Source organism: Pseudonocardia sp. UM4_GMWB1, from assembly GCF_017312155.1.
In the GTDB taxonomy this organism is placed as follows: Bacteria; Actinomycetota; Actinomycetes; order Mycobacteriales; family Pseudonocardiaceae; genus Pseudonocardia; species Pseudonocardia alni.
Genome location: NZ_QJPN01000001.1, coordinates 5,138,933 through 5,163,718 on the forward strand (window position 1 = coordinate 5,138,933; position 24,786 = coordinate 5,163,718).

A 24,786-nucleotide genomic window follows, 5' to 3' on the forward strand; every position below is an offset into this window, starting at 1 on the left:
GCTCAGCCGCGGCTGCAGAGCCCCTTGGCCGCCAGCACCCGCGCGACGGCGGTGTCGTTGGCCTGCGCCGTGATCCGCCCCTCGGCCAGCGCCTTCTCCGCGGCGTCGAGCAGCGGGGCGACCGGGGTGACGTTGGAGAACAGCGCCATGTCCGCGCCGGCGGTCAGGGCCCGGGTGGTGGCCTCGGCGAGCCCGAAGCGATCGGTGATCGCCTTCATCGCACCGAGGTCGTCGGTCATGGCGAGGCCGTCGAACCGGTAGTCCTCGCGCAGCAGCCGGTAGGCGGCCGGGGCGATGCTGGTGGGCACGTCGGTGGTCAGGCCCGGGACGTCGAGGTGGCCGAGCATGACCCCGACCCGCCCGTCGAGCGGCTTCCCCGGTCCGACGAGGTCGGAGTAGGGCCGGAGGTCACCGGCACGCAGCTGGTCCAGCGGCGGAGTGCTCACCGAGCCCTTGTGCGAGTCACCGGAGCTGTGCCCGTGGCCGGGGAAGTGCTTGAGGACCCCGAACACCCCCCCGGCCTGCTGTCCCTCGGCCCAGGCCGCGGCGTAGCGGGTGACGGTGGCCGGGTCGTCGGAGAACGAGCGGTCCCCGATGACGGCGGTGCGCGGCTGGTCGGAGACGTCGACCGACGGCGCGAGGTTCCAGGTGACACCACGTGCCTTCAGCTGTCCGGCGCGCTCGCGGGCGATCTCGGTGACCTCCTCGGGGCTGCCGGACGCGGCCATCTGCCGGGCGCTGGGGACCTCGCCGTCGAGCTCGTCGATGCGCTGGACACGGCCGCCCTCCTCGTCGACGGCGACGGCGAGCGGCGTGCGGGACGCCTTCTGCAGCGCCGCGAGCCGGTCGTCCTGCAGCAGCGCGGTCGCGTTGCCGCCGAGGAACACCCCGCCGACCTGCGACCCCCGCACGATCGCGGTGGCGCCGGCCGGGTCGGCGGCGTCCACCCCGACCATCAGGCGCTGGGCGAGCCGGTCGCGCGGGGACAGCGCCGCCACCATCGGGGCACAGGTGTCCGGGTCCGGCTGTGCCGCCGGCGCCGCCTGCGGCTGTGCACCCGGCGGGGCGGCGGCGGTGCTGTTCGCGGTGAGCTGCGGCCCGGCGACGGCGACGAGCCCCGCCGTCAGCGCGCCCACGACGGCGGCGGTGAGCAGTCCGGTGCTGCGACGGCGTCGCTGCCGGATCACGGGGTGGGGTCGTCCAGGCACTCGCATCGGGACCATCGTGACAGGCCCGTCCCGGCCCGGCGTCCCCGCCGCGCCGCGGTCACCGGCTCCCCCGGCCCGACCCGCTCCGCCGGGTGCGGGGCTCAGCCGACCGCGGGGACCCGCTCGGACTCCGGCGGCGGGCCGGGCGGGGTGCCGTCGCCGAACGGGCGCCCGCCCAGCTCCTCGCGGCCGTGCGCGGTCGTCCAGCCGGCGGTGTCGGGCCCCTTCGGGACGATCCCGGTCGGGTTCACCGACGCGTGCACGCCGTAGTAGTGCTGCTTGACCTGCTCGAAGTCGATGGTGTCGCCGAAGCCGGGGGTCTGGAACAGGTCCCGGGCGTAGGCCCACAGCACGGGGAGCTCGGTGAGCTTGTGCCGGTTGGCCTTGAAGTGGCCGTGGTAGGCGGCGTCGAAGCGGACCAGGGTCACCCACAGCCGGATGTCGGCCTGGGTGATCGAGTCACCGACCAGGTAGCGGCGCGTCGACAGGTGCTCGGACAGCTCGTCCATCCGCGACCACAGGGCGTCGTAGGCGCGGTCGTAGGCGCGCTGGGACGAGGCGAACCCGCACTTGTAGACGCCGTTGTTGACGTCGTGGAAGATCCCCTCCCCGATCTCGTCGATCGCCTCCGGGTCGGTCCACAGGTCCGGGGCGCCGTCGCGGTGGAGCCCCCGCCACTGGGTCGACAGGTCGCGCTCCAGCAGCGCGTACTCGTTGGTGACGACCTTGCCCGAGGCGACCTCGACCATGGCAGGGACGGTGACACCCTCGTCGTAGCCGGGGACGGCCTTCTCGTAGGCCTCGCGCAGGTACTCGATGCCGAGCACGGGGTCGACGTTCCCCGGATCGAGGTGGAAGCGCCAGCTGCGCTCGTCGTGCAGCGGGCCCGCGATGCCCATCGAGATCGCGTCCTCCAGCCCGAGCAGCCGCCGGGTGATGATCACCCGGTTCGCCCACGGGCAGGCGCGCGCGCCGACGAGGCGGTAGCGGCCCGCCTCGACCGGCCACGGCGACGACCCGTCGGCCGTGATCCGCTCGGCCACCCCGAGCGCCTCCCGTACGAACTCACCGCTGTCCTGGTCGGTCCCCATGCCGCCGACGCTAGCCCTGTGGTCGGATGGGCGCATGGGCGTCGACGGTGACCTCGCACGCGGTCTGTCCGAGCTGGTCGCGCCGGGTTCCCGGGTGGCGCTGGCCGACGGTTGCGGGCTCCCCTACGCGCTCGCCCGCCCGCTCTCGGCGGTCGCGGCCCGTGCCGGGGGTGTGCGGCTCGTGCTGGGCTGGGTGCCCGGCCCGGCCCCGGACCTCGAGCCGGACGCGTTCGCCGACATCCGCACCGTCGTCGGGGGGCCGGGAGCGCGGACGCTGATCGAGTCCGGGCGCGCGCACCGGGTCCCGGCCCGGCTCTCGGCGACGCCGGCGCTGCTGGCCGGTCCGCTGCGCCCGGACCTGCTGCTGGCGACCGTCGTCCGCGACGACCGCGGCGACCTGCGGTTCGGCGCGGAGGCGTCCTGGATGCGCGGCCTGTACGACGCCGGGGTCCCGGTCGCGGCGGTCGTGTCCCGCTCCGCGCCGCACGCCGACGCCGGTCCCCCGCTGGCCGGGGTGGCGGTGCTCGGTGAGGTCGACGGCCCGGACGGCGCGCCGCACACCGTCGCCACCCCCGCGCCGGGCGACGCCGACCGGGCGGTGGCCGCCGCGGTCGCGGGCCTCGTCCCGGCCGGGGCGCGGATCCAGTTCGGCCCCGGGCGGCTGGCCGCGGCACTCGTCGAGGCCCTGCACGTGCCGGTCGCGGTGGACTCCGGGCTGCTCGCCGACGCGGTCGTCGACCTGGACGAGCGCGGGCTGCTGCGCGGGACACCGTCGTCGACGGCGCTCTACGGCAGCCCCCGGCTCTACGACTGGGCCGACCGGCTGGGCCGGGCCGGCCGCGGCACGGTCCGCCCGGTCGAGCACACCCACGACGTGTCCCGGCTCAGCACCGGCCCGGGGCCGCTGGTCGCGCTGAACACCGCGCTGGAGATCGACCGGGACGGCCAGGTCAACGTCGAGGGCGTCGCCGGTTCGGCGGCCGGGATGATCGGCGGGCACCCGGACTTCGCGGCCGCCGCGGTCCGCGGGCCGGGGTTGTCGGTGATCGCGCTGCCCGCGGCGCACCGCGGGCGCCCGACGCTGGTCGAGCGGCTCGGCGGACCGGTGACGACGCCGTCGCACGACGTCGACGTGGTCGTCACCGAACGGGGCACGGCGGACCTGCGGGGGCTCGGCCGCGCCGAGCGGCGACGCGCGCTGAGCGCCCTGTGGGGCGGCGCCGTTACGCCAGACGTGTGAACTCCGATCCACGGTGTGACCGGAACCACAGATCACCCGGGGTGAACGGATCACCGACGTCCCGGCCGCGGGCCACCGCCGGCCGGACGGCAGCGGGACGGCGTCCACTCCGGACCCACGATGTGTGACGACCACATGACGTCACTGGTGGGCCCGCACGCCGCCGGTCACCGCCCGGGTCCGCTCGCCGCCGCCCGGAAAATCCCCGAATGACCGGCCGAGTTGCGCATAGCACAACCCCGGCGGCCGTTCCAGTCTCACCCTGGGTGAGGGGACAGGGGCCGCGGGGACACCTACCGTCAGGGCCGTCCCGCACCCGAGCGCCGAGGAGGCGCGCCCCATGACGGCAGACCACCGCAGCGGGCTCCGGGGGCCCGCCAGCACCGTGCAGGAGTTCGGCGACGCCCCCACGGAGGTCCGCGAGTCCACCCATTACAAGCACGAGTACGTGCAGACGTTCGTCGACAAGTGGGACGAGCTGATCGACTGGCGGGCCCGCTACGCCAGCGAGGGCAGCTTCTTCGTCGAGCAGCTCCGCAGGCGCGGTGTCACCAGTGTGCTCGACGTGGCGACCGGCACCGGCTTCCACTCCGTCCGGCTGCTGGAGGAGGGCTTCGAGACCGTCGTCTCCGCCGACGGCAGCGCCGAGATGCTGGCGAAGGCCTTCGACAACGGGATGAAGTTCGGCGGGCACGTGCTGCGCGTCGTGCAGGCCGACTGGCGTTGGCTCAACCGCGACGTCCACGGCGAGTACGACGCGATCATCTGCCTCGGGAACTCGTTCACACACCTGTTCTCCGAGCGTGACCGCCGCCGGGCGCTCGCCGAGTTCTACGCCATGCTCTCCCACGACGGCGTGCTGATCCTCGACCAGCGCAACTACGACGCGATCCTCGACAACGGCTTCAGCTCGAAGCACCAGTACTACTACTGCGGCGACGACGTCGTGGCCGAGCCGGAGTACGTCGACGACGGCCTCGCCCGGTTCCGCTACCGGTTCCCCGACGGGTCCCAGTACCACCTGAACATGTTCCCGCTGCGCAAGGACTACACCCGCCGCCTCATGCACGAGGTCGGGTTCCAGCGGGTCGAGACCTACGGCGACTTCCAGTCGACCTACGCCGACGACGAGCCCGACTTCTTCGTGCACATCGCCGAGAAGGCCTACCTCGACCAGGAGGACGCCGAGTGACACGGACGACCCAGGACGCCGCCGAGCACACCGCCCGGTCCTACTACGACTCCGACGACGCCGACACCTTCTACTCCCGGGTCTGGGGCGGCGAGGACATCCACGTCGGCATCTACAGCGCACCGGACGAGCTGATCTCGGTCGCCAGCGCCCGCACGGTGACCCGGATGGCCGAGGTCGCCGGGGTCGGCCCCGGCACCCGGGTGCTCGACCTCGGGGCGGGGTACGGCGGCGCGGCCCGCCGGCTGGCGGCCGCACACGGGGCCACGGTGCACTGCCTCAACCTCTCCCCGGTGGAGAACGCCCGCAACGAGCGGATGACCCGGGAGCAGGGTCTGGACGGTCGGGTCGAGGTGACCACCGGCAGCTACGAGGACGTGCCGGTCGAGGACTCCTCGATCGACCTGGTGTGGTCACAGGACGCGTTCCTGCACTCCGGTTCCCGCGAGACCGTGCTGGACGAGATCGCCCGGGTCCTGCGCCCCGGCGGGCAGGTGGTGTTCACCGACCCGATGGCCGTCGACGGGCTCGACCAGTCCTCGATCCAGCCCATCCTCGACCGCATCGCACTGTCCACGATGGCCACGCCCGGCTTCTACACCGACGGGCTGGCGCAGCGTGGCTTCAGCGGCGTCCAATTCCTCGACCACGCCGAGCACCTGCCGACCCACTACCGCCGGGTACGCGAGGAGCTCGTGGCGCACGAGGAGGAGCTCTCGTCGTCGATCTCGGGTCCCTACCTGAGCGCCATGAAGGCGGGCCTGCAGCACTGGGTGGACGGCGGGCGGACCGGGAAGCTCACCTGGGGGATCGTGCACGCGGTCCGGACCTGAGGACGGTGTCCGGCCCGGGCCTCGCGCGGGACCCGGGCCGGACGCGCTCAGCCGTCGTCGGCGTCGTTGCCGCCGTCGTCGCCGTCCTGCCGGCCGTCCTGGTCGTCGTCGCCGTCGCGGTCGTCGTCGTCCGTGCCCTGCTGCTGTTGCTGCTGCTGGGGGGCCGGCTCGGGGGTCGCGGACCCGCCGCCGCAGGACGCGGCGGTGGTGAGGACGAGCGCGAGCGCCGCGAGGGTACCGAGCAGCGCCCGGAGAGGGGTGGTTCGTCGCATACGCACGAGTCTTCCCGATCGCCCGGTCAGCCGCAGAGGAAGGCACGCACCGCCGCGGTGGTGGCGGCGGGCTGCTCGTCGACGAGGAAGTGCCCGGCCCCGGTGACCGCCTCCCCGGTGACCAGACCGGGATCGGCGGCCGCGCGGCGCCAGACCTCCAGCGGGCTCTCGCTGTTGGCGCCCACGACGCCGCGCTCGCCCCACAGCACCAGGGTGGGCGCGGCGATCCGCTCGCCCGCCACGTCGGAGGCGGCGTCGTGCTCCAGGTCGATCGAGGCGCCGGCGCGGTAGTCCTCCAGCATCGCGTGCCGGGCCGCCGGGTCGGCGAACGCGCGTTCGTAGGTGGCCAGTGCCTCGGGCGGGTGCGCGTCCAGTCCGGAGCCCCAGCCGCCGAGCAGCGAGTGCAGGTAGCCGATCGGGTCCCCGGCGATGAGTCGCTCGGGCAGGTCGGCGGGCTGGATGAACAGGAACCAGTGGTAGTACGCCGTCGCCAGCGCCCGGTCGGTGTGGGCGTAGACGTAGGCGGTGGGGAGGATGTCGAGCAGCGCGGCCCGCGCGACGCGCTCGGGGTGGTCCAGCAGCATCCGGTGGGTGACACGGGCGCCGCGGTCGTGGCCGACCACGGCGAAGCTGTCGAACCCGAGCCGCGCCATGACGTCGACCTGGTCGGCGGCCATCGCCCGGAACGAGTAGCCGGCGTGGTTCTCGCCGTCGGTGGGGCGGCCGGACTCGCCGTAGCCGCGCAGGTCGGTGGCGACGACGGTGTGGTCACGTGCCAGGTCCGCCGCGAGCGGCCCCCACATGGCGTGGGTCTGTGGGAAGCCGTGCAGCAGCAGGACGGGCGGACCCTCGCCGCCGCGCACCCCGTGGACGACGACCCGCTCCTCGGGCGGGCCGACGGTCAGGTCGAAGGCGTCGAAGTCGACTGTTCCGGGCACGGGTGCCGTCCTCCCTGGTCGGGTCGCGCGCCGGCGGCGGCCGGCCGCGCCACATCGAACACCCAGAACCGCAGCACCGCGAACCGCAGCAGCCCGCCGGCGAGGCTGGCGACCGCGACGACCGCGGCCTCCTCCCCCGGCGTGGTGGCCCCGGCCAGCTGGTGCAGTGCGAGCAGCACCGCGGAGGTGTAGGTCGCGTAGAACGCGACGGTGCCCGCGTCCTGCACCCACTCGCGCAGCCGGTGCGCGGGGGCGCCGTCGAAGGCGAAACGGCGGCTGGCCTCGGTGCTGATCGCGGTGGTGAGGACCAGCGCGACCAGGTTCGCCGGGACGGCCGGGAGCACCGGGCGGCACAGCAGGAACAGCGCGGCGTTCAGCGCCGTCGCCCCACCGCCGACGGCGGCGTAGCGGGCGAGCTGCACGGCCAGCGGGTACCGCCGCGACAACGCGACGACGGCACCGTTCACGCGCCCGGGGACCCGGGCCGCGGAGGTCGCCGGGTCCCCGAACGGCACGTGTGCCGCCGACTGTGCTGCGTCCACCGGTCCTCCCGCCCCCCGCTGGGTAGATCTTCGCAGGAGTACCCCCGACGGATCACCGGGAATCAACCGGACGCGTCACACCTTCACGGGGTGATGCCCCGGGCGGGTGCGCGCGCGGCCGGGCACCGTCACAGTGCGAGGAACACCGTCTCGCCCTCGCCGCGCAGGCGGATGTCGAACCGGTACCGGCCCGGGCCCTCCGCGACGGCGACGAGCGTGTGCCGGCGCGCCTCCGGGACCGCGGCGAGCAGCGGGTCGGTGGCGTGGGCGTCGGCGTGCTCGGGGAAGTAGATGCGGGTGACGACGCGGTCGAGGAGGCCGCGGGCGAACACCGAGACGTCGATGTGGGGTGCCTCGTCGGGCAGCGCACCCGGCAGCACGGTGCGGATCCGCCACCGGCCCTCGTCGTCGGTGGGGCAGCGGCCGAAGCCGCGGAAGCCCTCCACCGTGGACTTCGCCGCGCCGCGCGGGTCGTCGGGATGGTCGAAGCGGCCGTCCGGATCCGCCTGCCAGGTCTCGACCAGCGCGTCGGGCACGAGCGCGCCGGTGCCGTCGACCACGGTCCCGCCGACGAGGACGGCACCCGGGGTGCCGTCGGGCACGACGTCCGGGCCGTCCGGCCAGGGCAGCCCCAGCGACAGGTACGGGCCGACGGTCTGGGTGGGGGTCAGCGGCAGGCTCATGCGTGGGGCTCCTCGAACGGGGTGGCGCCGCGGCCGCGCAGCACGATGTCGAAGCGGAAGGCCAGCGCCCACTCGGGCCGGGTCGCGTCGAGGTCGAAGGTGGACACCAGCCTCCCCCGGGCCTCCTCCGGCGTCGCGTTGTAGATCGGGTCCTGGCCGAACAGCGGGTCGTCCGGGAAGTACATCTGGGTGACCAGCCGCTGGGTGAAGGCACGCCCGAACAGCGAGAAGTGGATGTGGGCGGGGCGCCAGGCGTTGTGGTGGTTGCCCCACGGGTAGGCGCCGGGCTTGATCGTGGTGAACGAGTAGTTGCCCTGCGCGTCGGTGAGGACCCGGCCGCCGCCGGTGAAGTTCGGGTCGAGCGGGGCGGGCCAGTTGTCCCAGCGGTGGGCGTAGCGCCCCGCGGCGTTGGCCTGCCAGACCTCGACGAGGGTGTCCGGCACGGGGCGGCCGTCGGAGTCGAGCACCCGCCCGGCGACGACGATCCGCTGGCCGAGCGCCTCGCCGCCGGCGCCGACGGTGAGGTCGTCGTCGCCCGGGCGGACCGGGCCGGTGAGCAGCGGGCCGGTGATCTCGGTGAGCCGCTGGGGCAGGATCACCGGCTGCTCGGACGGCGCCCGCAGCGCGGTGCTGCGGTAGTCCGGTGAGAGCAGCGGTGCGTGGGTCCCGGCCGGGACGGGGGCGTAGCCCTGCATCGGCGGTCCTTCCTCGTGGTGGGTGGGATCTAGACGGCGCCGTGCGGGAGGCCGACGTAGTTCTCGGCAAGGCTCGTCGCGGCGGCGCGGGAGGTCACGGTGTAGCGCAGCTGGGAGCGCTGCAGGCCGACGCCGAACGCGTCGCCGCCCTCGGTGGCGGGGTCGAAACGGTGGAGCATCGAGGTCATGAACCAGGAGAAGTGCTCGGCCCGCCAGACCCGGCGCAGGCAGGTGTCGGAGTAGGAGTCGAGGCCGCCGGTGTCGCCGTCGCGCAGCGCGCGGACGACCGCCTCGGCGAGCACCCGGACGTCGGCGATCGCGAGGTTCATGCCCTTCGCCCCGGTGGGCGGGACGATGTGCGCGGCGTCGCCGGCGAGGAACAGCCGTCCGCGGCGCATCGGGGAGGCGACCATGCTGCGCATCGGGGTGACCGAGGGCTTCTCGAGGAACTCGCCCTCGTTCATCGTGAAGCCCTCGCAGGCCAGGCGGGTGTGCAGGGCGTCCCAGATGCGGGCGTCGGACCAGTCGGCCGGCCTGGTGTCGTTCGGGACCTGGACGTAGAGCCGGGTCACCTCGGGGCTGCGCATCGAGTAGAGCGCGAAGCCGTTGTCGTGGTGGGCGTAGACGAGCTCGTCGGTGGTGGGAGCGGCCTTCGCGAGCACCCCGAGCCAGGAGAACGGGTAGACCCGCTCGGCGATGTCCGGTGCCACCAGCGGGCGGGAGACGCCGTGGAAGCCGTCGCAGCCGGCGATCACGTCGCAGCGCACGACGTGCTCGGCGCCGTCGGCGTCGGCGTAGGTGACCGACGGGGCGTCGGTGTCGACGTCGTGCAGGGCGACGCCGGAGACGCCGAACTCGACCGGCAGGCCCGCGTCGTCGACGCGGTCGGCGAGCAGGTCCTTCACGACCTCCTGCTGGCCGTAGACGGTGATCCCGGTGCCGACGAGGTCGGCGAAGTCGATCCGGTGGTCGGCGGCGGGGGCGCCGGGGGCCTCGGCGAAGCGCAGCGAGATGCCGGTGTGCGGCATGCCCTCGCGGTCCAGCCGTCCGGCGACGCCCATCCCGCGCAGCAGCTCGACCGTGGGTGCCTCCAGCACCCCGGCGCGGACCCGGGCCTCGACGTAGGCGCGGTCGCGGGCCTCCAGCACGACCGAGTCGACACCGGCCAGCGCCAGCAGCTTCGCCAGCACGAGCCCGGCGGGGCCCGCCCCGACGATGCCGACCTGGGTCCGGGACTCGCGTCGCTGCGTCATGGGAGTCACCTTCCCGTTCCCGGCACGGCCGTTCGACCGGGCTTCCGCTCTACGGAAGAATGCCCGGCCATGACGACGCGTCCGGTCCGCTCGGGGGTCACCGCGCGGGTGCTGGACGTGCTGGGCGCGTTCAGCGCGCAGGACCCGGTGCTCGGGCTGAGCGACATCTCCCGGCGCACCGGGCTCCCGCTGACGACGGTGCACAGGATCGCCGGTGAGCTCGCCGCGGGCGGGGCGCTGGACCGCGGCGACGACGGCCGCTACCGGATCGGGCTGCGGCTCTGGGAGATCGCGCACCTGGCCCCGGCCAGCCACGGGCTGCGGGAGGCGGCGATGCCGTTCCTGGAGGACCTGCACGAGGTCACCCGGCACAACGTGCAGCTCGCCGTGCTCGACCCGGACGACGCCGGCGAGGTCGTCTACGTCGAGCGACTGTCCAGCCGCGACGCCGTCTCGATCGTCACCCGGACCGGGTCGCGGCTGCCGTCGACGGCGACCGGGGTCGGGCTCGTGCTGCTCGCCCACGCCGACCCGGCCGCGGTCGAGGCCGTGCTGGCCCGCCCGATCCGCCGGTTCACCCCGTTCACGGTGTGCCGCGCCGACGGTGTCCGGGCGCTGCTCGCCCAGGCCCGCACCGGCGGGTTCGTCGTGTCCGACCGGCAGATCGAGGAGGTGTCGATGTCGGTGGCCGCCCCGGTGCGCGGCGGGGACGGTCCGGTGGTCGCCGGGCTGTCGATCGTCGTGCCGGCCGCGACGAACCCGCACACCCTGGTGCCCGCGGTGCGCGCGGCGGCCCGCGGGATCAGCCGGGCGCTCGCCGCATCGTGATCGTTCCGTGCCGTGGCCGGTACGCCCGTCGTGGCGTTCCGTGCCACCGTGACGACGTGCGTGACTTCCGGATCGAGATCCCCGACGCCGAGCTGGACGACCTGCGTGAGCGGCTCGCCCGCACCCGCTGGCCGGATCCGGCGACCGTCGAGGGCTGGTCCCAGGGCGTCCCGCTGGACTACGCCCGCGAGCTGTGCGAGTACTGGCGCACGCGCTACGACTGGCGCCGCGTCGAGGCCGAGATCAACGCGTGGCCGCAGTTCCGCACCGGTCTCGACGGCGGCGGCGACGACTCGGTCGAGATCCACGTGCTGCACGCCCGCTCGAAGCACCCGGACGCGATGCCGCTGCTGCTCACCCACGGCTGGCCGGGCTCGCTGGTCGAGTTCCTCGGCGTGCTGCCCGCGCTGACCGATCCCGAGGACCCCGCCGACGCCTTCCACGTCGTCGTGCCGACGCTGCCCGGGTTCGGGTTCTCCGGCAAGCCCACGACGACCGGGTGGGGGGTCGAGCGGATCGCCGTCGCGTGGGCGCAGCTGATGGACCGGCTCGGCTACGAGCGCTTCGCCGCGCAGGGTGGCGACTGGGGCTCGATGATCACCTCGGCGCTGGGGACCGCGGCCCCGGAGATGCTGTACGGCATCCACCTGACGATGGCGCTGGCGCCCAAGCCCGACGACGCCGCCGGGCTCACCACGCAGGAGAAGGCCGACATCCGCTTCTCCAAGGAGTTCTCCCGCTACGGCTCCGGCTACTCCGCCGAGCAGTCCACCCGTCCGCAGACCATCGGCTACGGGCTCGCCGACTCCCCCGCCGCGCAGTGCACGTGGATCGTGGAGAAGTTCTGGGACTGGACCGACTGCGCGGGTCACCCGGAGAACGTGATCAGCCGGGACCGGCTGCTGGACAACGTCATGCAGTACTGGCTGGGCTCGGCCGGAGCGTCGTCGGCGCGGATCTACTGGGAGAGCTTCGCCCGCCGCCGCCTCGACGACGTCGAGGTCCCGACCGGTGTCGCCCAGTTCCCGCACGAGATGGTGAAGCTCCCCCGGTCCTGGCTGGAGCGCCGCTACACCGACCTGCGCTGGTTCTCGCGTCCCGACGTCGGCGGGCACTTCCCGTCGCTGGAGCAGCCCGAGTCCTTCGTCGACGAGGTGCGGGGGTTCTTCCGCACCCTGCGCTGAGGTCTCAGACCACCAGCACGGACGCGGTGAACGCGTGCAGGTGGTTGCCCGGCCCGACCGGTCCGATCTCCCCGGCGGCGAAGAAGCCGGCCACCCGGGGGCCGGGCGCGTCGCCGGACCCGCCCGCGTGCGGGTCGAGGCCGACGCGCACGGCGTGCACGTCGTGGTCGGCGTCGCCGAACATGCCGGCGCCGCGACCGTTGCAGGAGAACAGCAGCGCGCCCGCGGCCGGCGCGGCGCGGCGCACCGGGGCGAGCAGCTCGTGCAGGTCCTGGGCGGCGCCCGCGGCGTCGCGGACCTGGAAGCGCACGGTGGTGCCGATCTCGACGACGTCGCCCGCGATGACGGCGCCGTCGCCGACGTCGACGGCCAGCACCGCGCGGACCAGGAAGTCCCCACGGTCGTGGGACTCGGCGTACTCGTCGACTGCGACGCCCAGGTGCAGCCCGGTCAGCGCCTGTTGCTGCTCCTCGGGCGGCAGCGCGGTGACGATCTCGCGCAGCCGCTCCGCCGCGGGCCGCCCGGCGAGCTCGGCGATCCGGTTCTGCTCGGCGCGGGTGACGACCATCGGCGGCCCGATCGGGCGGCATCCCTGACTGACGACGACCCGCGCGCCGGACGCGCCGCCGAGCAGCACACCGACCGCGCCACCGTGGTGCACGGTGCCGCCGGCGAACAGCCGGTTGGCCCCGGGGCCGCCGGGGCCGCTCGCCAGGCCGCCGATCACCGGGAAGCCCGGGTTCGTCGACGCGAGCCGGTCCAGCACCCCGCTGACCGGGAACGCGAACGGGTCGGCGAGCAGGACGGCGACGCGGTCGTCCTCGGCGGGCGGGACCAGGCCGCGCACGCCGATCGCGTCGCGGCCGTCCGGTCCGGCGCCGGGCCGGCGCTCGGCGACCGGGAAGATCGCCCGGACCCGGGTGCCGGGCAGCGATGCCGCCCAGACGGCGACGGCGGGCTCGCCCTCGACGCCGCGGCCGTCGGCCATCACGCCGTGCGCGGTGGTCCCGATCGTCGCGCCGGGCGCGGCGAGCTCCATCACCCGCAGCCCCGCGGCCTCGACCTCCTCGACCGGCGCGGCAGCTCCCACACCGGGGCAGACGAAGAACACCACGAGGTCGGGGACGACGCCGAGCGCGGCCAGCGCCTGGCCCGTCGCGACCTCCGCGGCGCCGACGAGATCCGGCCCGACGGCCAGCCCGTCCCCGACCTGCACACCCTCACCGGAACCCACGGACGGTGACGCTACGTCAGCACACGGCTCCCGCACCGGTTCGGGCGTCCCGCACGGGGCCCGGAGCGGTGGGGGACGCCGGGTCCCGTGCGGGGCTCAGTGGCGGGGTCCGGGGACCCGGCCGGGCCGGGGCCAGAGGCGGTGGCGGGCGACGGCGTGGACGGAGGCGGGGCCCAGGGTGGCCGAGTCCGTGGAGCCGAACGGGTTGTCGCCGCGGACGTGCCAGCCGTCGGCGTCGGGGTGCACGGCCCGCTTCACCGACAGCTGTCCGGGGCGGGACGCCCAGGTCACGAGGACGGCGTCGCCGGGCCGGACGGGCGCACCGAACCGGACCAGCACGACGTCGCCGTCGGACAGGGCCGGGGACATCGACGGCCCCCGCACCGTCACCCTCCGCAGACGCATCACGGACTCCCTCCAGAGTGGATCTCTCGTGACGTGGTCGTCCTGCCCGACCACCGCCGCGAGGGTAGGGTCGCCGGTGCCAGAACGATCACCCCACCAGGGAGGACACTCATGCGGCTGTCCCGCATTCTCCGTCCGCGACTGGAGGCCACCGCGCACTGCGACCTCCCCTGCGGCGTGTACGACCCGGCCCAGGCCCGGATCGAGGCCGAGTCGGTCAAGGCGATCCAGGAGAAGTACCAGGGTAACGAGGACGTGGACTTCCGGGCCCGCGCCATCGAGATCAAGGAGCAGCGCTCCGACCTGGTCAAGCACCACCTGTGGGTGCTCTGGACCGACTACTTCAAGCCGCCGCACTTCGAGAAGTACCCGGAGCTGCACGAGCTGTTCAACAAGGCCACCAAGGCCGCCGGCGCGTCGGGCACCAAGGGCTCGAACGACCCGGCCACCGGCCAGGAGCTGCTCGACTACATCGCCCAGATCGACAAGATCTTCTGGGAGACCAAGCAGGCTGCCTGATCACAGGCCCCGAGACGGCGCTGACCAGCGGGGATCTTTCCCCGTGGTCAGCGCCGTCGTCGTTTCCGGGTCGTGGCACGTATATGCCTTGACCGGCATATACCTGTCGTGGCATGTTCAGCGGGTGCGTGACTCCTTCGACGTCCTGGCGGACCCGACGAGACGAGCCATCCTGGACCGGCTGCGGACGCCGCAGGGCTGCGTCGTCGGCGAGCTCGTGACCGCGCTCGAGCTGAACCAGACCGCGGTGTCGAAACACCTGCGCGTGCTGCGTCACATGGGCATGGTCGACGTCGTCGTCGAGTCCCAGCGCCGACGCTACGTCCTCCGGGCGGACGCGCTGGCCGAGATCGAGACCTGGCTCGCGCCGCATCGCGCCTTCTGGGAGGAACGACTCGACGCCCTGGGCGCACACCTCGACTCCCTCGACAGCCCCCACGGAGAGGATCCGTCATGAGCATCCAGGTCACCGTCGATCCCGACGGCCCGGTCCTGCGCTTCGCGCGCCGCTACCCGCATCCGATCGAGAAGGTCTGGGCCGCGCTGACCGAACCCGCCCAGATGAGCCGCTGGTTCCCCTGCGAGGTGCAGGCGGAGATGCGCGTCGGGGGAACGATCACGCTGACCTTCGAGGGCGGCGAGCAGGACCACGCCGAGATCACCGAGCTCGAGCCACCGACGGCGTTCGGGTTCACCTGGGCCGACGAGAAGCTGCGCTGGACCCTCGAACCCGACGGCGACGGCTGCGTGCTGCGTCTCAGCAACACCGTGCTCGACCCCCGCTGGTCGGCGAACACCGCCGCCGGGTGGGACCGCTGCTTCGAGACACTCGCCGCACACCTCGGCGGGAGCGACCTCGTCACCACGACGGGCCCCGACGAGGCCCTCATCGCGCACTACCGTGCAGTGCTCGCCGACCGCCCGTCGTGACCCGCGGGGTCGGACCGGCTCGTCGTCGACCTGCGCGGTGCGGTCGGCCACCATCCGCCGAGCAGCCGGGTGCTGCGCGAGCCGGTGGGCCTCACCGGCGACCGCATCCGCGAGGCCGCCTCGCCCTTCACCCTCCCGGCCGCTGCGTGGACACGGCACCATTCCCGGCGTGCGTACCCACGTCGCGCTGTTGCGCGGGATCAACGTCGGCGGCCACGGCACGGTCCCGATGGCCGACCTGCGTCGGGCACTCGGCGGGCGCGGCTGCGCCGACGTCGTCACCCACATCCAGTCCGGCAACGTCGCCCTGACCAGCCCCGCGGGCGACGACGAGGTCGCCGCGACGGTCGCCGCGGCGCTGGTCGAGGAGTTCGGGGTCGAGCGCCCGGTGGTCGTGTTCGGCCGCGACGACTACCTCGCCGCGGTGGCCGCGAACCCGTACCCGGAGGTCACCGCCCCGAAGCAGCTGCACGCCCTGTTCCGGGCCGGCCCGGTGTCCGACGACGACCGCGAGCGGATCGTGGCCGCGCTGGCGGCCGAGCGGGCGAAGGGCGGACGGGGCGACGCCGTCGCCCGCGGGCGGGTGGTCTGGCTGCACCTGCCCGACGGACTGGGACGCAGCGAGCTCGCCACCCGGCTGGCCGCCCGGACGAGGGCCGGCGACCAGGGCGGGACGATGCGGAACCGGGCGACCGTGGTGAAGCTGGCCGAGCTCCTGGGCTGAGCCGGACACGCGACGGCACCGCGGCCGCGTCCGGTCGGACGTGACGCACGGCGCCGTCGACGGCGGACTCGAGCTGCCAGAACGATCCCCACCGTGTCGCCCGCATTTCTGCAAGTGACTTGCAGAAGAGTACATGTGGCGAATCGCTGCGTCCATGCGTGCGCGTCGCCCGTCGCGGGTAGGCGGCAGTTGCTACATAGTGGCAAATGACCGCGCGTGGCATCCCGCCGCGCATCCCCGACGAGGAGAGGCCCCATGGCCGAGTACACGCTTCCGGACCTGCCCTACGACTACTCCGCTCTCGCCCCGCACATCGCGCCCGAGATCATGGAGCTGCACCACTCCAAGCACCACAACACCTACGTCCAGGGCCTCAACACCACCCTCGACAAGCTCGCCGACGCCCGCGACAAGAACGACTTCGGCGCCATCGTCGGACTCGAGAAGACCCTCGCGTTCAACCTCGGCGGCCACGTCAACCACTCCGCCTTCTGGAACAACCTCTCCCCCGACGGCGGCGACAAGCCCACGGGCGACCTCGCCGCCGCCATCGACGCCGACTTCGGCTCCTTCGACGGCTTCCAGGCCCACTTCACCGCCGCCGCCACCACCATCCAGGGCTCCGGCTGGGCCATCCTCGGCCACGACCGGCTCGGCGACCGCCTGCTCATCCACCAGCTCTACGACCAGCAGTCCCAGCTCCCCGCAGGCCAGACCCCCATCGTCCTGCTCGACATGTGGGAGCACGCCTTCTACCTGCAGTACAAGAACGTCAAGCCCGACTACGTCAAGGCCTGGTGGAACGTCGTCAACTGGGCCGACGCCGCCGAGCGGTTCGCCGCCGCGAAGGGCTGAGCCTTCCCCCACCGCGACCACGCCCCGCCCGGGAACCCCGGGCGGGGCGTCGCACCCTCAGCGGTGCGCGCCCGGCCCGGTGACGCCGGTGGCGCGCAGCAGCAGGTGCATCGCCAGGTCGACCGAACGCTCGCGGACGTCGGCGCGCCCGCCGGGCAGCTGCGGGTCGCGCGCGATGACCTGGCCGTCGGCGGTGGTCACGCAGAAGCAGACGTAGCCGACGGGCTTGGCCTCGGTACCGCCGCCGGGTCCCGCGACGCCGGTGACACCGACGCCGACGTCCGCCCCGAACCGCGCCCGCGCACCGTCCGCCAGTGCCCGCGCGACCTCCGGCGACACGGCCCCGTGCGCCTCGATGAGCGCGGCGGGGACGTCGAGCAGCGCGGTCTTGGCCTCGTTCGAGTACGCGACCACGCCCCCGGCGACGTAGGCCGACGACCCGGCCCGGTCGACGAGCCGCCCGGCCAGCAGCCCGCCGGTGCAGGACTCGCCGGTCGCGACCGTCCAGCCCTTCGTGGCCAGCGCCGCGGCGAGCAGCTCGTCGGTGGTGCTGCCGTCGTCGCTGATGAGTGCGCGGCGGTGGCGGTCGACGATGCGGGCGGCCAGCTCGCGGGCCACGGGCTCGGCGCCGGGCAGCGGGTGCAGGTCGACCTCCAGCTCCGAGCGTCGCAGGCAGGTGGTCACCTCCACCCCGGACATGTCGAGCTCGGCCTCCAGGACACGCAGCGTCTCGGCGATCTCGGACTCCGGCAGCCCGGCGAAGCGCAGGAGCGTGGCCTCCGCACGGGGCACCCGGGTCAGCAGCTCCGCCACGGGCGCCGACTCCAGCGCGGCGGGCCACATCCCCTGCAGCTCGCGCGGGGGCCCCGGCAGCACGACGACCAGCGGCCCGCCCGGCCGCGTCACGGCCAGCCCCGGCGCGGTCCCGACCGGCTCGAGGACGCTCGCGCCGCGCGGCACCCTGGCCTGTTTGGCCGTCGCCGCGTCGAGCGCGGGCCCGGCCCAGCCGGCGCGGCTCGCCCAGCCGGCGACCCGGTCGTGGATCCGGCCCTGCAGCGCGGTGTCGACCTCCATCTCCGCGCCCGCGAACCCGGCGACGACCTCGGCGGTCAGGTCGTCGGCGGTCGGCCCGAGCCCGCCCGAGGTGACGACGAGGTCGTCGGAGGCGACGAACTCCAGCGCCGAGCGCAGGTCCTCCGGGCGGTCCCCCACCAGCAGGACCCGCGATACGGCGAAGCCGAGCTCGCCGAGAGAGCGGGCGACGAAGGGACCGTTGGCGTCGGTGACGTGGCCGGTGAGCAGCTCGCTCCCGGTGACCAGGACCGACGCGGTGGGACGGGACTCGCTCATGATCCGAACCTACCCGTGCCGGGACGTCCGCACCCCGTCGTGCGCGGGGCCACCATCGGTGCAGGTCCGGGGCGTCGGGACGCCGTCCGATGTGGATTCTCCACCCGTTCGGGTGATGATGGTGCACGACACGCCGGGAATCGGATCACTGCGGCGTGTCGTCGCTTCGCGCATGCCGCTCGTCGTGCCCCCGGACGGCCGCGGACAACCGCCCTCCGCGGCCGCCGTCGTCACCCGTACGGCGCACGATCGGACGGCACGGCTCCGACCTGCACCGACGCCGTCCGTCGCACCACATCCGGTGAACTCCGCGACCGCGCACACGCACAGTGTCCGTTGTCCGGCAACCGCGCACTCTCAGTGTGACCACAGCGGGCATACCCGACACTGTGTCCCATGTCAGGGATGTCTGCGCCGAACGACGCCGCGACCTGGGTCGGTGAACTGGACCGGCTCGGCCCGCTGCGTGATCTGCGGGTCGACCCGGCCTTCCGCGCCGCCCGTCTGCTCGTCACCGTCGGTGGCACTCCACAGGGCCAGGTGACCGTGCCCTTGCGTGGCGGTCGCGCCACGATCGCGGAGCTGCGGTCCGCACTGATCACCCTGGGGTCGCCCGAGCGGGTGGCCCCGGCTCCGGTCGCGGGTGACCCGGTGACGGTGGTGATCGCGACCCGCGACCGGCCCGAGTCGCTGGCCCGCTGCCTGCGCGCGGTCCTCGCCTCCGACCACCCGGCGCTGTCGGTCGTGGTCGTCGACAACGACCCGCCGGACGAGCTCACCCGCGATGCCGTCGCCGCCGCCGGGTCCCCGCGGGTCCGCTACGTGCGCGAGCCCCGCCGGGGCGCGTCGGTCGGGCGCAACCGGGGCCTGGCCGAGGCCCGCACCGAGATCGTCGCCTTCACCGACGACGACACCGAGGTCGACCCCGCCTGGGCCTCGCGCATCGCCGGCGCCTTCGCCGCGGACCCCGAGCTCGCCTGCGTCTCCGGCCCGGTACTGGCCGCCCGCCTGGGCAGCCCCGAGGAGCGCGCCGCCGACGTCGCCCTGGCCTGGAACAAGGGCTTCACCCCACGCCGGTTCACCCTCGCCGAGCCCCCCGCGGACTCCCCGATCTTCCCGTTCGCACCCGGCCTGTTCGGCATCGGCGCCAACCTCGCAGTGCGGGCCGGGGCCGCCCGCGCCGTCGGCGGCTTCGACGAGGCCATGGGCCCGGGCACCCCCACCCACGGCGGCGAGGACTGCGAGTTCCTCGTCCGCATGATCCTGGCCGGCAACGTCCTCGGCTACGCCCCCGGCGCCTACCTCTGGCACCACCACCGCCCCGACCAGGCCGCGCTGCGCAAGCAGATGGAGGGCTACGCCGTCGGGCTGGGCAGCTTCCTGGCGAAGGTGGCACTGTCGCCGCAGGGCCGGTCGGTCGCGCTGCGCCGGCTCCCGGCGGCGGTCGCCCGGCTGCGCCACATCTCCGACCGCGAGGCAGGCGCCGGCGTGGCGATGCCCGCCGACGCCGACCAGACGCGCAACCGGGGTCTGCTGAACGGCCCCCGGGCCTACCTCCGGTCGCGCCGCGCGGTGCGGCGGGCCGGCGGAGCGGTGCCGCCGCTGGTCGGGCCAGCGCGGGCCGGGACGACCGCCCCGCACAAGATCCTCGCGACCGGCGGCCACCCGGCCGTCACGCCCGCCCTGCCGCACGTCACCGGCGGGTACCCGGCCGCCGTACCGGCCCGGCCCCAGGGCACCGGGCGCCACCCGACCGTCGCGCCGCCCCGGCCCCAGGGCACCGGGGGCCACCCGGCCGCCGCCCCCGGGCCGCAGGACACCGGGGGGTACCGGGCCGTCCCCGCCCGCACCGGTGGCCCGTACGGCGCCGGCCCCGCCCGGCGCGGCTGAGCCGCCCGCAGGTCCGCGGCGACGACCCTCCGCCACGACCGCGCTAGGACGTGCTGACGTCCGGACCCGGCCCCAGCAGGGCCGGGTCCGACGATGCGGCGACGAGCCTGCCGTGCGGGTCGGCGACCAGCCGTCGCGTCGTGGTGTCGAGGACCCCGAGGGTGCACTCCACCTCGGCCGCGAGATCGTCCGTGCGAGCCCCGTCGGCCGCGGCCACCCGGACGATCCGGTGACTCATCGTGAACGGTTTGCGCGCCGTGAACGCGATCACCGAGTCGATCCGCAGTTCGTCGCCGGCGCGCAGCTCGGCCCGGAAGTGCACCGTCGTCGACAGCAGCACGATCGTCAGACCGTGAGCGCCGAGCGCGTGCTGGGACAGCCCGGCGGCACGGAAGTGCTCCATCCGGGCGTGCTCGCCGTACTGGTGGTAGACGGCATGGTTGACGTGCCCGTTCACGTCCATCTCGTAGCTGCGGACACCGATCCGGACCCCGAACGGCGGAGACTGCTCGACGCTCATGCTCCACACCCTGCCAGCCGGGCCGGACCACCCCGGGCAGCGCGCCCGACCGTGTCCCGGGACGTTTGTGCCACCTGCGACCGCGGTCGTAGGGTGGGTGACCGCGCTGACTAGGCTGGTGCGGAGGCAGCACGAGCGGTACGTCAAGCAACGGCGGCCGGTTGTCACTCACGGTGACGTCGATGGCGCGTCCGGGAACGGACCACGAGCACGTCGACGTCGCCGACGGCGCCGACGGCGACGACTCGCGAGGGAGCACGACACATGAGCAGTGAGACGCCCACCGGGGTGGGGGGAGACCAGGGCCCCGACGTCGGCGAGGTCGTCCGCTTCGAGGTGACCGAGCACGGTGACGGCGCCGTCGTCGTCGGAGTGCACGGCGAGATCGACACGATGACCGCGCCCGTGCTGAGCGAACGACTCGCCGAGCGGATCGGCTCCGCGAGCCTGCTGGTGGTGGACCTGACCCGGGTCACGTTCCTCGGGTCGGCCGGGCTGGCGGCGCTCGTCGAGGGCAAGGAGAAGGCGGAGAACGCCGGCAGCCGGCTGCGGCTGGTCTGTGGCTCGCACGCCGTCACCCGCGCGCTCGAGGCGACCAACCTGATGTCCCTGTTCGACGTGGCCGACGGCGTGCCGGAGGCGCTCCGCACGGCCTGACGACCCGGAGGCGTATGGGTGCCTGGTGGCCCCCGCGGTCTTCAACACCGACGTGGCCGAGCATCTCGGCCAGGCGGGTTCGATTCCCGTCCGCCTCCGCCGACCACCGCCCCCGACGACCGGGAGGACGAGCCCCACCGCGATGAGCATCCTGCACCTGGACGAGCTGTCCCCCACCTCGGGTGACGGCCCATCCGGCGTGCCGGAGCTCGCGGCCGCGGTACGCGAGGGGCGGCTGAGCGCGGCCACCGTCGCCGAGCGGCTCCTCGCCACCTCCGACGAGGCGGTCCCCGTGGGCGCCGGGCTGGTGGTGGACCCCGGGCCGCTGCGCGCGGCCGCCGCGGCGCTCGACCGGCGCACCGACCGGTTCGCCCTGCCGCTGGCAGGGGTCCCGGTGGTCGTCGAGGACGGGATCTCCGTGGCCGGGCGCGGCGACGAGATCGTGCGCAGGCTGCGGGCCGCGGGTGCACTCGTCGCAGGGCGGGCGCGGACCGCCGAGCACGAGGTGGGCCTCGACGCCACCCCGGGTGGCCGAGCCACCGCGACCGTGGTCGCCTCCGGCGTCGTCCCGCTCGGGATCGGTGTCGACGGCGACGGCACGCTGCGCTGCGCCGCCGCCGCACACGGGATCGCCGCGCTCAAGCCGGGCCGCCGGGTGCTCCCGCTGCCCGACGCCGCCGAGCGACGCTGGTCCGGGCTTGCCGAGCCCACTCTGCTCGCCGGGCGCGCGGAGGACCTCACCGCGGTGCTCGACGCGCTCTCCCGCGGCACCGGCGGGCCGCCCGCGCCGTCGTCGGTGCTGCGGCTCACCACCCCCGCCGGTGCCGGCAGCGGGCCGGCCGCGGCGCCCGTCTCCTCGCTGGCCGCCTCGCTGCGCACCGGCCGTACCCGGCTCGCCGGGCCGGACTCGGCGTCCGCGGTGCACGCGGCGATCCGGCTGCTGCAGGACGCCGGGCTGGGCCTCGTCGCAGCCGACCCGCCGTACCGGGCCGTGCTGGTCGTGCACTCGGCCCGCCGCCGTCAGGCCGGGCTCGCCCGCCGGGTGGAGGACCTCGGCCTCGACCCCGCCGAGCTGCCGCGCAGCGCCCGCAGCCTGGTCCGGCGTGGCCGCCGCGTCCGGCGCCTGGGCGGGCTGCGTCCCGCGACGCCCGCGTCGTGGCGGCAGCGGATGGTCGCCTGGCTCGACGACGCCGGCGCCGAGGCCGGTCTGCTGCCCGCCCCGCCCGGGGCGTCCGGGGCCGGGTCCACCGGGGTGGCCGCGTGGAACCTGGCCGGGCTGCCGTCGCTGGTCGCGCCGGTGTACCGGCCCGGGGAGCACGGCTGCGTGCAGCTCGTGGGCCGGCCCGGGTCGGAGCGGCGGCTGCTCGCGACCGCCGCCCTGCTCGCCGGGGAATGATCCCCGGCCAGGCTCAGTCCGCGGGCGGCGACCAGACCCCGGTCGCGACGAACCGGTCGAGGGTCCGGGTGTAGGGCGCCAGGTCCATCCCCTGAGCGGCGACCCAGGCGTCGTCGTAGTAGCTGTGGCGGTAGCGCTCCCCGCCGTCGCACAGCAGGGTCACGACACTGCCCGCGCGTCCGGCGCGCAGCATCTCGGCGACGACCTGGTAGACGCCCCAGAGGTTGGTGCCGGTCGACCCGCCCGCCCACCGGCCGGTGCGGTCGCGCAGGTGCCGGGCGGCGGCGACGCTGGCCGCGTCGGGCACCGGGACCATCCGGTCGATCACCGACGGGACGAAGCTCGGCTCCATCCGGGGCCGCCCGATCCCCTCGATGCGCGACGCCGCCCCGGTCGCGTACGACGGGTCCCCCGCCGTCCACCCGGGCAGGAACGCCGACCCCTCCGGGTCGACGACGGCCAGCCGGGTCGCGAGCCGCCGGTAGCGCAGGTAGCGGCCGATCGTGGCCGAGGTGCCCCCGGTCCCGGCCCCGACGACGATCCACTCCGGCACCGGGTGCGGCTCCTCGGCCAGCTGGGCCAGGATCGACTCGGCGATGTTGTTGTTGCCGCGCCAGTCGGTCGCGCGCTCGGCGTAGGTGAACTGGTCGAGGTAGTGCCCGCCGGTGTCCGCGGCGAGCCGCTCGGCCTCGGCGTAGACCTCGCCGCCGTGGTCGACGAAGTGGCAGCGCCCGCCCTCCCGCTCGATCAGCGCGATCTTCTCCGGACTGGTCGAGCGCGGCATGACCGCCACGAACGGCACCCCGAGCAGCCGGGCGAAGTACGCCTCGGAGACCGCCGTCGAGCCGGAGCTGGCCTCGACGACCGTGGTGCCCTCGGTGATCCAGCCCGACGCGAGCGCGTAGAGGAACAGCGACCGGGCCAGCCGGTGCTTGAGGCTGCCGGTGGGGTGCACCGACTCGTCCTTGAGGTAGACCTGCACGCCCCACTCGGCGGGCAGGTCCAGCACGTGCAGGTGGGTGTCGGCGGAACGGTTCGCGTCGGCCTGGACGCGGCGCATCGCCTCGTCGACCCAGGCGCGGGTACGGGCACAGGAACGGTCGACGGGCTGCACGCCCCCGACCCTAGGCCTCAGAGCCGGACCAGCCCGGTCCCCTCGGTCACGGTGCCGATCCGGGCCGCGTCGTGCCCGCGCCCACGCAGCCACGCGACGGCCGAGTCGCCGCGGCCGGGGGCGGCGCCGAACAGCAGCCCGCCGGAGGTCTGGGCGTCGGACAGGACCAGCAGGTCCTCCTCGCCCGCGGAGCCCGCGACGACCCGGTCGTCGATCCAGGCGCGGTTGCGCAGCGTGCCGCCGGGGACGACGCCGTCGGCGACCAGCTCCCGCACCCCGCCGAGAAGCGGCACCGCAGCGACGTCGACGTGGGCGTCCACCCCCGAGGCGACGGTCATCTTCGTGAGGTGCCCGAGCAGGCCGTAGCCGGTGACGTCGGTGCAGCCGGTGGCGTCCGCCTCGCGGGCGGCCGCCGCGGCGTCGGCGTTCGGAGTGGTCATGACGGCGACGGCGGCGTCGACGTCCGCGGGCACCCCGCGTTTCACCGCGGTGGTGGTCACGCCGATCCCGAGCGGCTTGGTCAGCACCAGCTCGTCACCCGGGCGCAGCCCGGCGTTGGTCAGGACCCGGTCCGGGTGGACCTCCCCCACCACGGCGAGGCCGTACTTCGGCTCCGGGTCGTCGATCGTGTGCCCGCCGACGACGGCGAACCCGCACCGCCGCCCCACCCCGGCGCCGCCCTCCAGAACGGCGGCCAGCACGTCCGGCCCGAGCTGCTCGGACGGCCAGCAGACCAGGTTCAGCGCGAACAGCGGGGTGCCGCCCATGGCGTAGACGTCGGAGACGGCGTTGGTGGCGGCGATCGCGCCCCAGGTCCCCGGGTCGTCGACGATCGGGGTGAAGAAGTCGGTGGTCGCGACCAGCGCACGGTCCTCGGACAGCCGCCAGACCGCGGCGTCGTCGCCGGTGTCGGTGCCGACCAGCAGGTCCGGATGGGACGGGGGCGTGACCGCCGCCAGGACCTCCCCCAGCTGGGCCGGTCCGAGCTTGCAGCCGCAGCCCGCGCCGTGGCTGAACTCGGTGAGACGACGGGCGACACCGGTGTCGGACATGTCCCCATCCTGGCAGCGTCGCTCCGTGGTCGCCCGCGTCACACACCGTCGACCGCCGGACTGCCGCCGTCCGCCGAACGGGGGCTGTCGGGCTGCGCCGGGGACACGGAGACTGACGCACCGTGAACAGCTGCACGGGGGGTACGACGAGGTGACCGACGGTGTCACGGATACCGGCGCC

Annotated in this window: 27 protein-coding genes and 1 tRNA gene; 14 read left to right on the forward strand and 14 right to left on the reverse strand. The window is 74.7% G+C overall.

Annotated elements, in window-relative coordinates:
* Positions 1–2 precede the first annotated feature (2 nt).
* Positions 3–1,184, reverse strand: a complete 1,182-nt coding sequence (locus DMP15_RS23970) for a glycoside hydrolase family 3 N-terminal domain-containing protein (protein ID WP_379672685.1) — start codon at positions 1,182–1,184, stop codon at positions 3–5.
* Between the two features lie 125 nt (positions 1,185–1,309).
* Complete coding sequence (locus DMP15_RS23975; RefSeq protein WP_073575496.1) at positions 1,310–2,299, reverse strand: glutathione S-transferase family protein; 990 nt, start codon at positions 2,297–2,299, stop codon at positions 1,310–1,312.
* A 34-nt stretch (positions 2,300–2,333) separates the two neighbouring features.
* On the opposite strand from DMP15_RS23975, the gene DMP15_RS23980 reads away from it, so the two are divergent.
* The 3 genes from DMP15_RS23980 (at position 2,334) to DMP15_RS23990 (ending at position 5,564) form a co-directional block, all read left to right on the forward strand.
* Positions 2,334–3,539, forward strand: coding sequence for an acetyl-CoA hydrolase/transferase C-terminal domain-containing protein (locus tag DMP15_RS23980; RefSeq protein ID WP_337826478.1), 1,206 nt, complete (start codon positions 2,334–2,336; stop codon positions 3,537–3,539).
* 340 nt (positions 3,540–3,879) lie between these two features.
* On the forward strand, positions 3,880–4,731 hold the full coding sequence (locus DMP15_RS23985) for a glycine/sarcosine N-methyltransferase (RefSeq protein ID WP_100879853.1): 852 nt from the start codon (positions 3,880–3,882) through the stop codon (positions 4,729–4,731).
* Positions 4,728–5,564: a methyltransferase domain-containing protein gene (locus DMP15_RS23990; RefSeq protein WP_337826479.1), complete on the forward strand. Its 837-nt coding sequence runs from the start codon at positions 4,728–4,730 to the stop codon at positions 5,562–5,564. Before DMP15_RS23985 ends, DMP15_RS23990 begins: the two co-directional genes overlap by 4 nt.
* A gap of 47 nt (positions 5,565–5,611) precedes the next feature.
* Here DMP15_RS23990 and DMP15_RS23995 read toward each other — a convergent pair whose 3' ends face one another.
* The 6 genes from DMP15_RS23995 to DMP15_RS24020 form a co-directional block, all read right to left on the reverse strand.
* The gene (locus DMP15_RS23995; RefSeq protein WP_337826480.1) at positions 5,612–5,836 is read right to left on the reverse strand and encodes a hypothetical protein; all 225 of its coding nucleotides are present in this window, start codon (positions 5,834–5,836) and stop codon (positions 5,612–5,614) included.
* A gap of 26 nt (positions 5,837–5,862) precedes the next feature.
* The gene (locus tag DMP15_RS24000) at positions 5,863–6,774 is read right to left on the reverse strand and encodes an alpha/beta fold hydrolase (protein ID WP_139282799.1); all 912 of its coding nucleotides are present in this window, start codon (positions 6,772–6,774) and stop codon (positions 5,863–5,865) included.
* Positions 6,738–7,316, reverse strand: coding sequence for a GtrA family protein (locus DMP15_RS24005; RefSeq protein WP_157818489.1), 579 nt, complete (start codon positions 7,314–7,316; stop codon positions 6,738–6,740). Before DMP15_RS24005 ends, DMP15_RS24000 begins: the two co-directional genes overlap by 37 nt.
* 128 nt (positions 7,317–7,444) lie before the next feature.
* A complete protein-coding gene (gene pcaG / locus DMP15_RS24010) occupies positions 7,445–7,999 on the reverse strand; it encodes a protocatechuate 3,4-dioxygenase subunit alpha (RefSeq protein WP_073575500.1) in 555 nt (184 codons plus the stop codon).
* Positions 7,996–8,694, reverse strand: a complete 699-nt coding sequence (gene pcaH, locus DMP15_RS24015) for a protocatechuate 3,4-dioxygenase subunit beta (protein ID WP_062400788.1) — start codon at positions 8,692–8,694, stop codon at positions 7,996–7,998. Before pcaH ends, pcaG begins: the two co-directional genes overlap by 4 nt.
* Before the next feature lie 29 nt (positions 8,695–8,723).
* Positions 8,724–9,947 (reverse strand): 4-hydroxybenzoate 3-monooxygenase, encoded by a 1,224-nt coding sequence (locus tag DMP15_RS24020; protein WP_337826481.1) that lies wholly within the window; start codon positions 9,945–9,947, stop codon positions 8,724–8,726.
* A gap of 69 nt (positions 9,948–10,016) precedes the next feature.
* Between DMP15_RS24020 and DMP15_RS24025 the strand changes: the two genes are divergently transcribed.
* Both DMP15_RS24025 and DMP15_RS24030 read left to right on the forward strand, forming a co-directional pair.
* Positions 10,017–10,775: an IclR family transcriptional regulator gene (locus DMP15_RS24025; protein ID WP_073575502.1), complete on the forward strand. Its 759-nt coding sequence runs from the start codon at positions 10,017–10,019 to the stop codon at positions 10,773–10,775.
* 56 nt (positions 10,776–10,831) lie between these two features.
* Positions 10,832–11,959 carry an epoxide hydrolase family protein gene (locus DMP15_RS24030; RefSeq protein ID WP_073575503.1) on the forward strand — a complete coding sequence of 376 codons (1,128 nt, stop codon included), beginning with the start codon at positions 10,832–10,834 and terminating at the stop codon, positions 11,957–11,959.
* Between the two features lie 4 nt (positions 11,960–11,963).
* Here DMP15_RS24030 and DMP15_RS24035 read toward each other — a convergent pair whose 3' ends face one another.
* Both DMP15_RS24035 and DMP15_RS24040 read right to left on the reverse strand, forming a co-directional pair.
* Positions 11,964–13,193, reverse strand: coding sequence for an FIST signal transduction protein (locus DMP15_RS24035; protein ID WP_208623052.1), 1,230 nt, complete (start codon positions 13,191–13,193; stop codon positions 11,964–11,966).
* A 96-nt stretch (positions 13,194–13,289) separates the two neighbouring features.
* Positions 13,290–13,757 (reverse strand): S24 family peptidase, encoded by a 468-nt coding sequence (locus DMP15_RS24040; protein ID WP_301549128.1) that lies wholly within the window; start codon positions 13,755–13,757, stop codon positions 13,290–13,292.
* Between DMP15_RS24040 and sodN the strand changes: the two genes are divergently transcribed.
* The 5 genes from sodN to DMP15_RS24065 all read left to right on the forward strand — a co-directional run bounded on the left by sodN (position 13,710) and on the right by DMP15_RS24065 (position 16,626).
* Positions 13,710–14,117 (forward strand): superoxide dismutase, Ni, encoded by a 408-nt coding sequence (gene sodN / locus DMP15_RS24045; RefSeq protein WP_062400785.1) that lies wholly within the window; start codon positions 13,710–13,712, stop codon positions 14,115–14,117. The genes DMP15_RS24040 and sodN overlap by 48 nt on opposite strands.
* A gap of 124 nt (positions 14,118–14,241) precedes the next feature.
* Entirely contained in the window at positions 14,242–14,574 is a 333-nt protein-coding gene (locus DMP15_RS24050) for an ArsR/SmtB family transcription factor (RefSeq protein WP_073575505.1), read from the forward strand.
* Entirely contained in the window at positions 14,571–15,047 is a 477-nt protein-coding gene (locus tag DMP15_RS24055; protein WP_073575506.1) for an SRPBCC family protein, read from the forward strand. Before DMP15_RS24050 ends, DMP15_RS24055 begins: the two co-directional genes overlap by 4 nt.
* A 169-nt stretch (positions 15,048–15,216) precedes the next feature.
* Positions 15,217–15,771, forward strand: a complete 555-nt coding sequence (locus DMP15_RS24060) for a DUF1697 domain-containing protein (protein ID WP_073575507.1) — start codon at positions 15,217–15,219, stop codon at positions 15,769–15,771.
* A 255-nt stretch (positions 15,772–16,026) separates the two neighbouring features.
* Complete coding sequence (locus tag DMP15_RS24065) at positions 16,027–16,626, forward strand: superoxide dismutase (RefSeq protein WP_073575508.1); 600 nt, start codon at positions 16,027–16,029, stop codon at positions 16,624–16,626.
* Between the two features lie 57 nt (positions 16,627–16,683).
* On the opposite strand, the gene DMP15_RS24070 is transcribed toward DMP15_RS24065, so the two are convergent.
* Entirely contained in the window at positions 16,684–17,976 is a 1,293-nt protein-coding gene (locus tag DMP15_RS24070) for a competence/damage-inducible protein A (RefSeq protein ID WP_073575509.1), read from the reverse strand.
* A gap of 405 nt (positions 17,977–18,381) precedes the next feature.
* Between DMP15_RS24070 and DMP15_RS24075 the strand changes: the two genes are divergently transcribed.
* Complete coding sequence (locus DMP15_RS24075; RefSeq protein ID WP_167410035.1) at positions 18,382–19,866, forward strand: glycosyltransferase family 2 protein; 1,485 nt, start codon at positions 18,382–18,384, stop codon at positions 19,864–19,866.
* A gap of 43 nt (positions 19,867–19,909) precedes the next feature.
* Here the strand turns inward: DMP15_RS24075 and DMP15_RS24080 are convergent, their stop codons facing one another.
* Positions 19,910–20,386, reverse strand: a complete 477-nt coding sequence (locus DMP15_RS24080; protein ID WP_073577814.1) for an acyl-CoA thioesterase — start codon at positions 20,384–20,386, stop codon at positions 19,910–19,912.
* Between the two features lie 264 nt (positions 20,387–20,650).
* Between DMP15_RS24080 and DMP15_RS24085 the strand changes: the two genes are divergently transcribed.
* From DMP15_RS24085 to DMP15_RS24095, 3 genes are all read left to right on the forward strand, one after another.
* A complete protein-coding gene (locus DMP15_RS24085; RefSeq protein WP_043280132.1) occupies positions 20,651–21,043 on the forward strand; it encodes an STAS domain-containing protein in 393 nt (130 codons plus the stop codon).
* A gap of 6 nt (positions 21,044–21,049) precedes the next feature.
* A tRNA-Sec gene (locus DMP15_RS24090) sits at positions 21,050–21,142 on the forward strand.
* A 43-nt stretch (positions 21,143–21,185) separates the two neighbouring features.
* The gene (locus tag DMP15_RS24095) at positions 21,186–22,439 is read left to right on the forward strand and encodes an amidase family protein (RefSeq protein ID WP_073577815.1); all 1,254 of its coding nucleotides are present in this window, start codon (positions 21,186–21,188) and stop codon (positions 22,437–22,439) included.
* A gap of 13 nt (positions 22,440–22,452) precedes the next feature.
* On the opposite strand, the gene DMP15_RS24100 is transcribed toward DMP15_RS24095, so the two are convergent.
* Positions 22,453–23,499, reverse strand: coding sequence for a PLP-dependent cysteine synthase family protein (locus DMP15_RS24100; RefSeq protein ID WP_202417774.1), 1,047 nt, complete (start codon positions 23,497–23,499; stop codon positions 22,453–22,455).
* Positions 23,500–23,570: 71 nt separating this feature from the next.
* Positions 23,571–24,605, reverse strand: coding sequence for a selenide, water dikinase SelD (selD, locus tag DMP15_RS24105; protein WP_073577816.1), 1,035 nt, complete (start codon positions 24,603–24,605; stop codon positions 23,571–23,573).
* Positions 24,606–24,786: the final 181 nt, after the last annotated feature.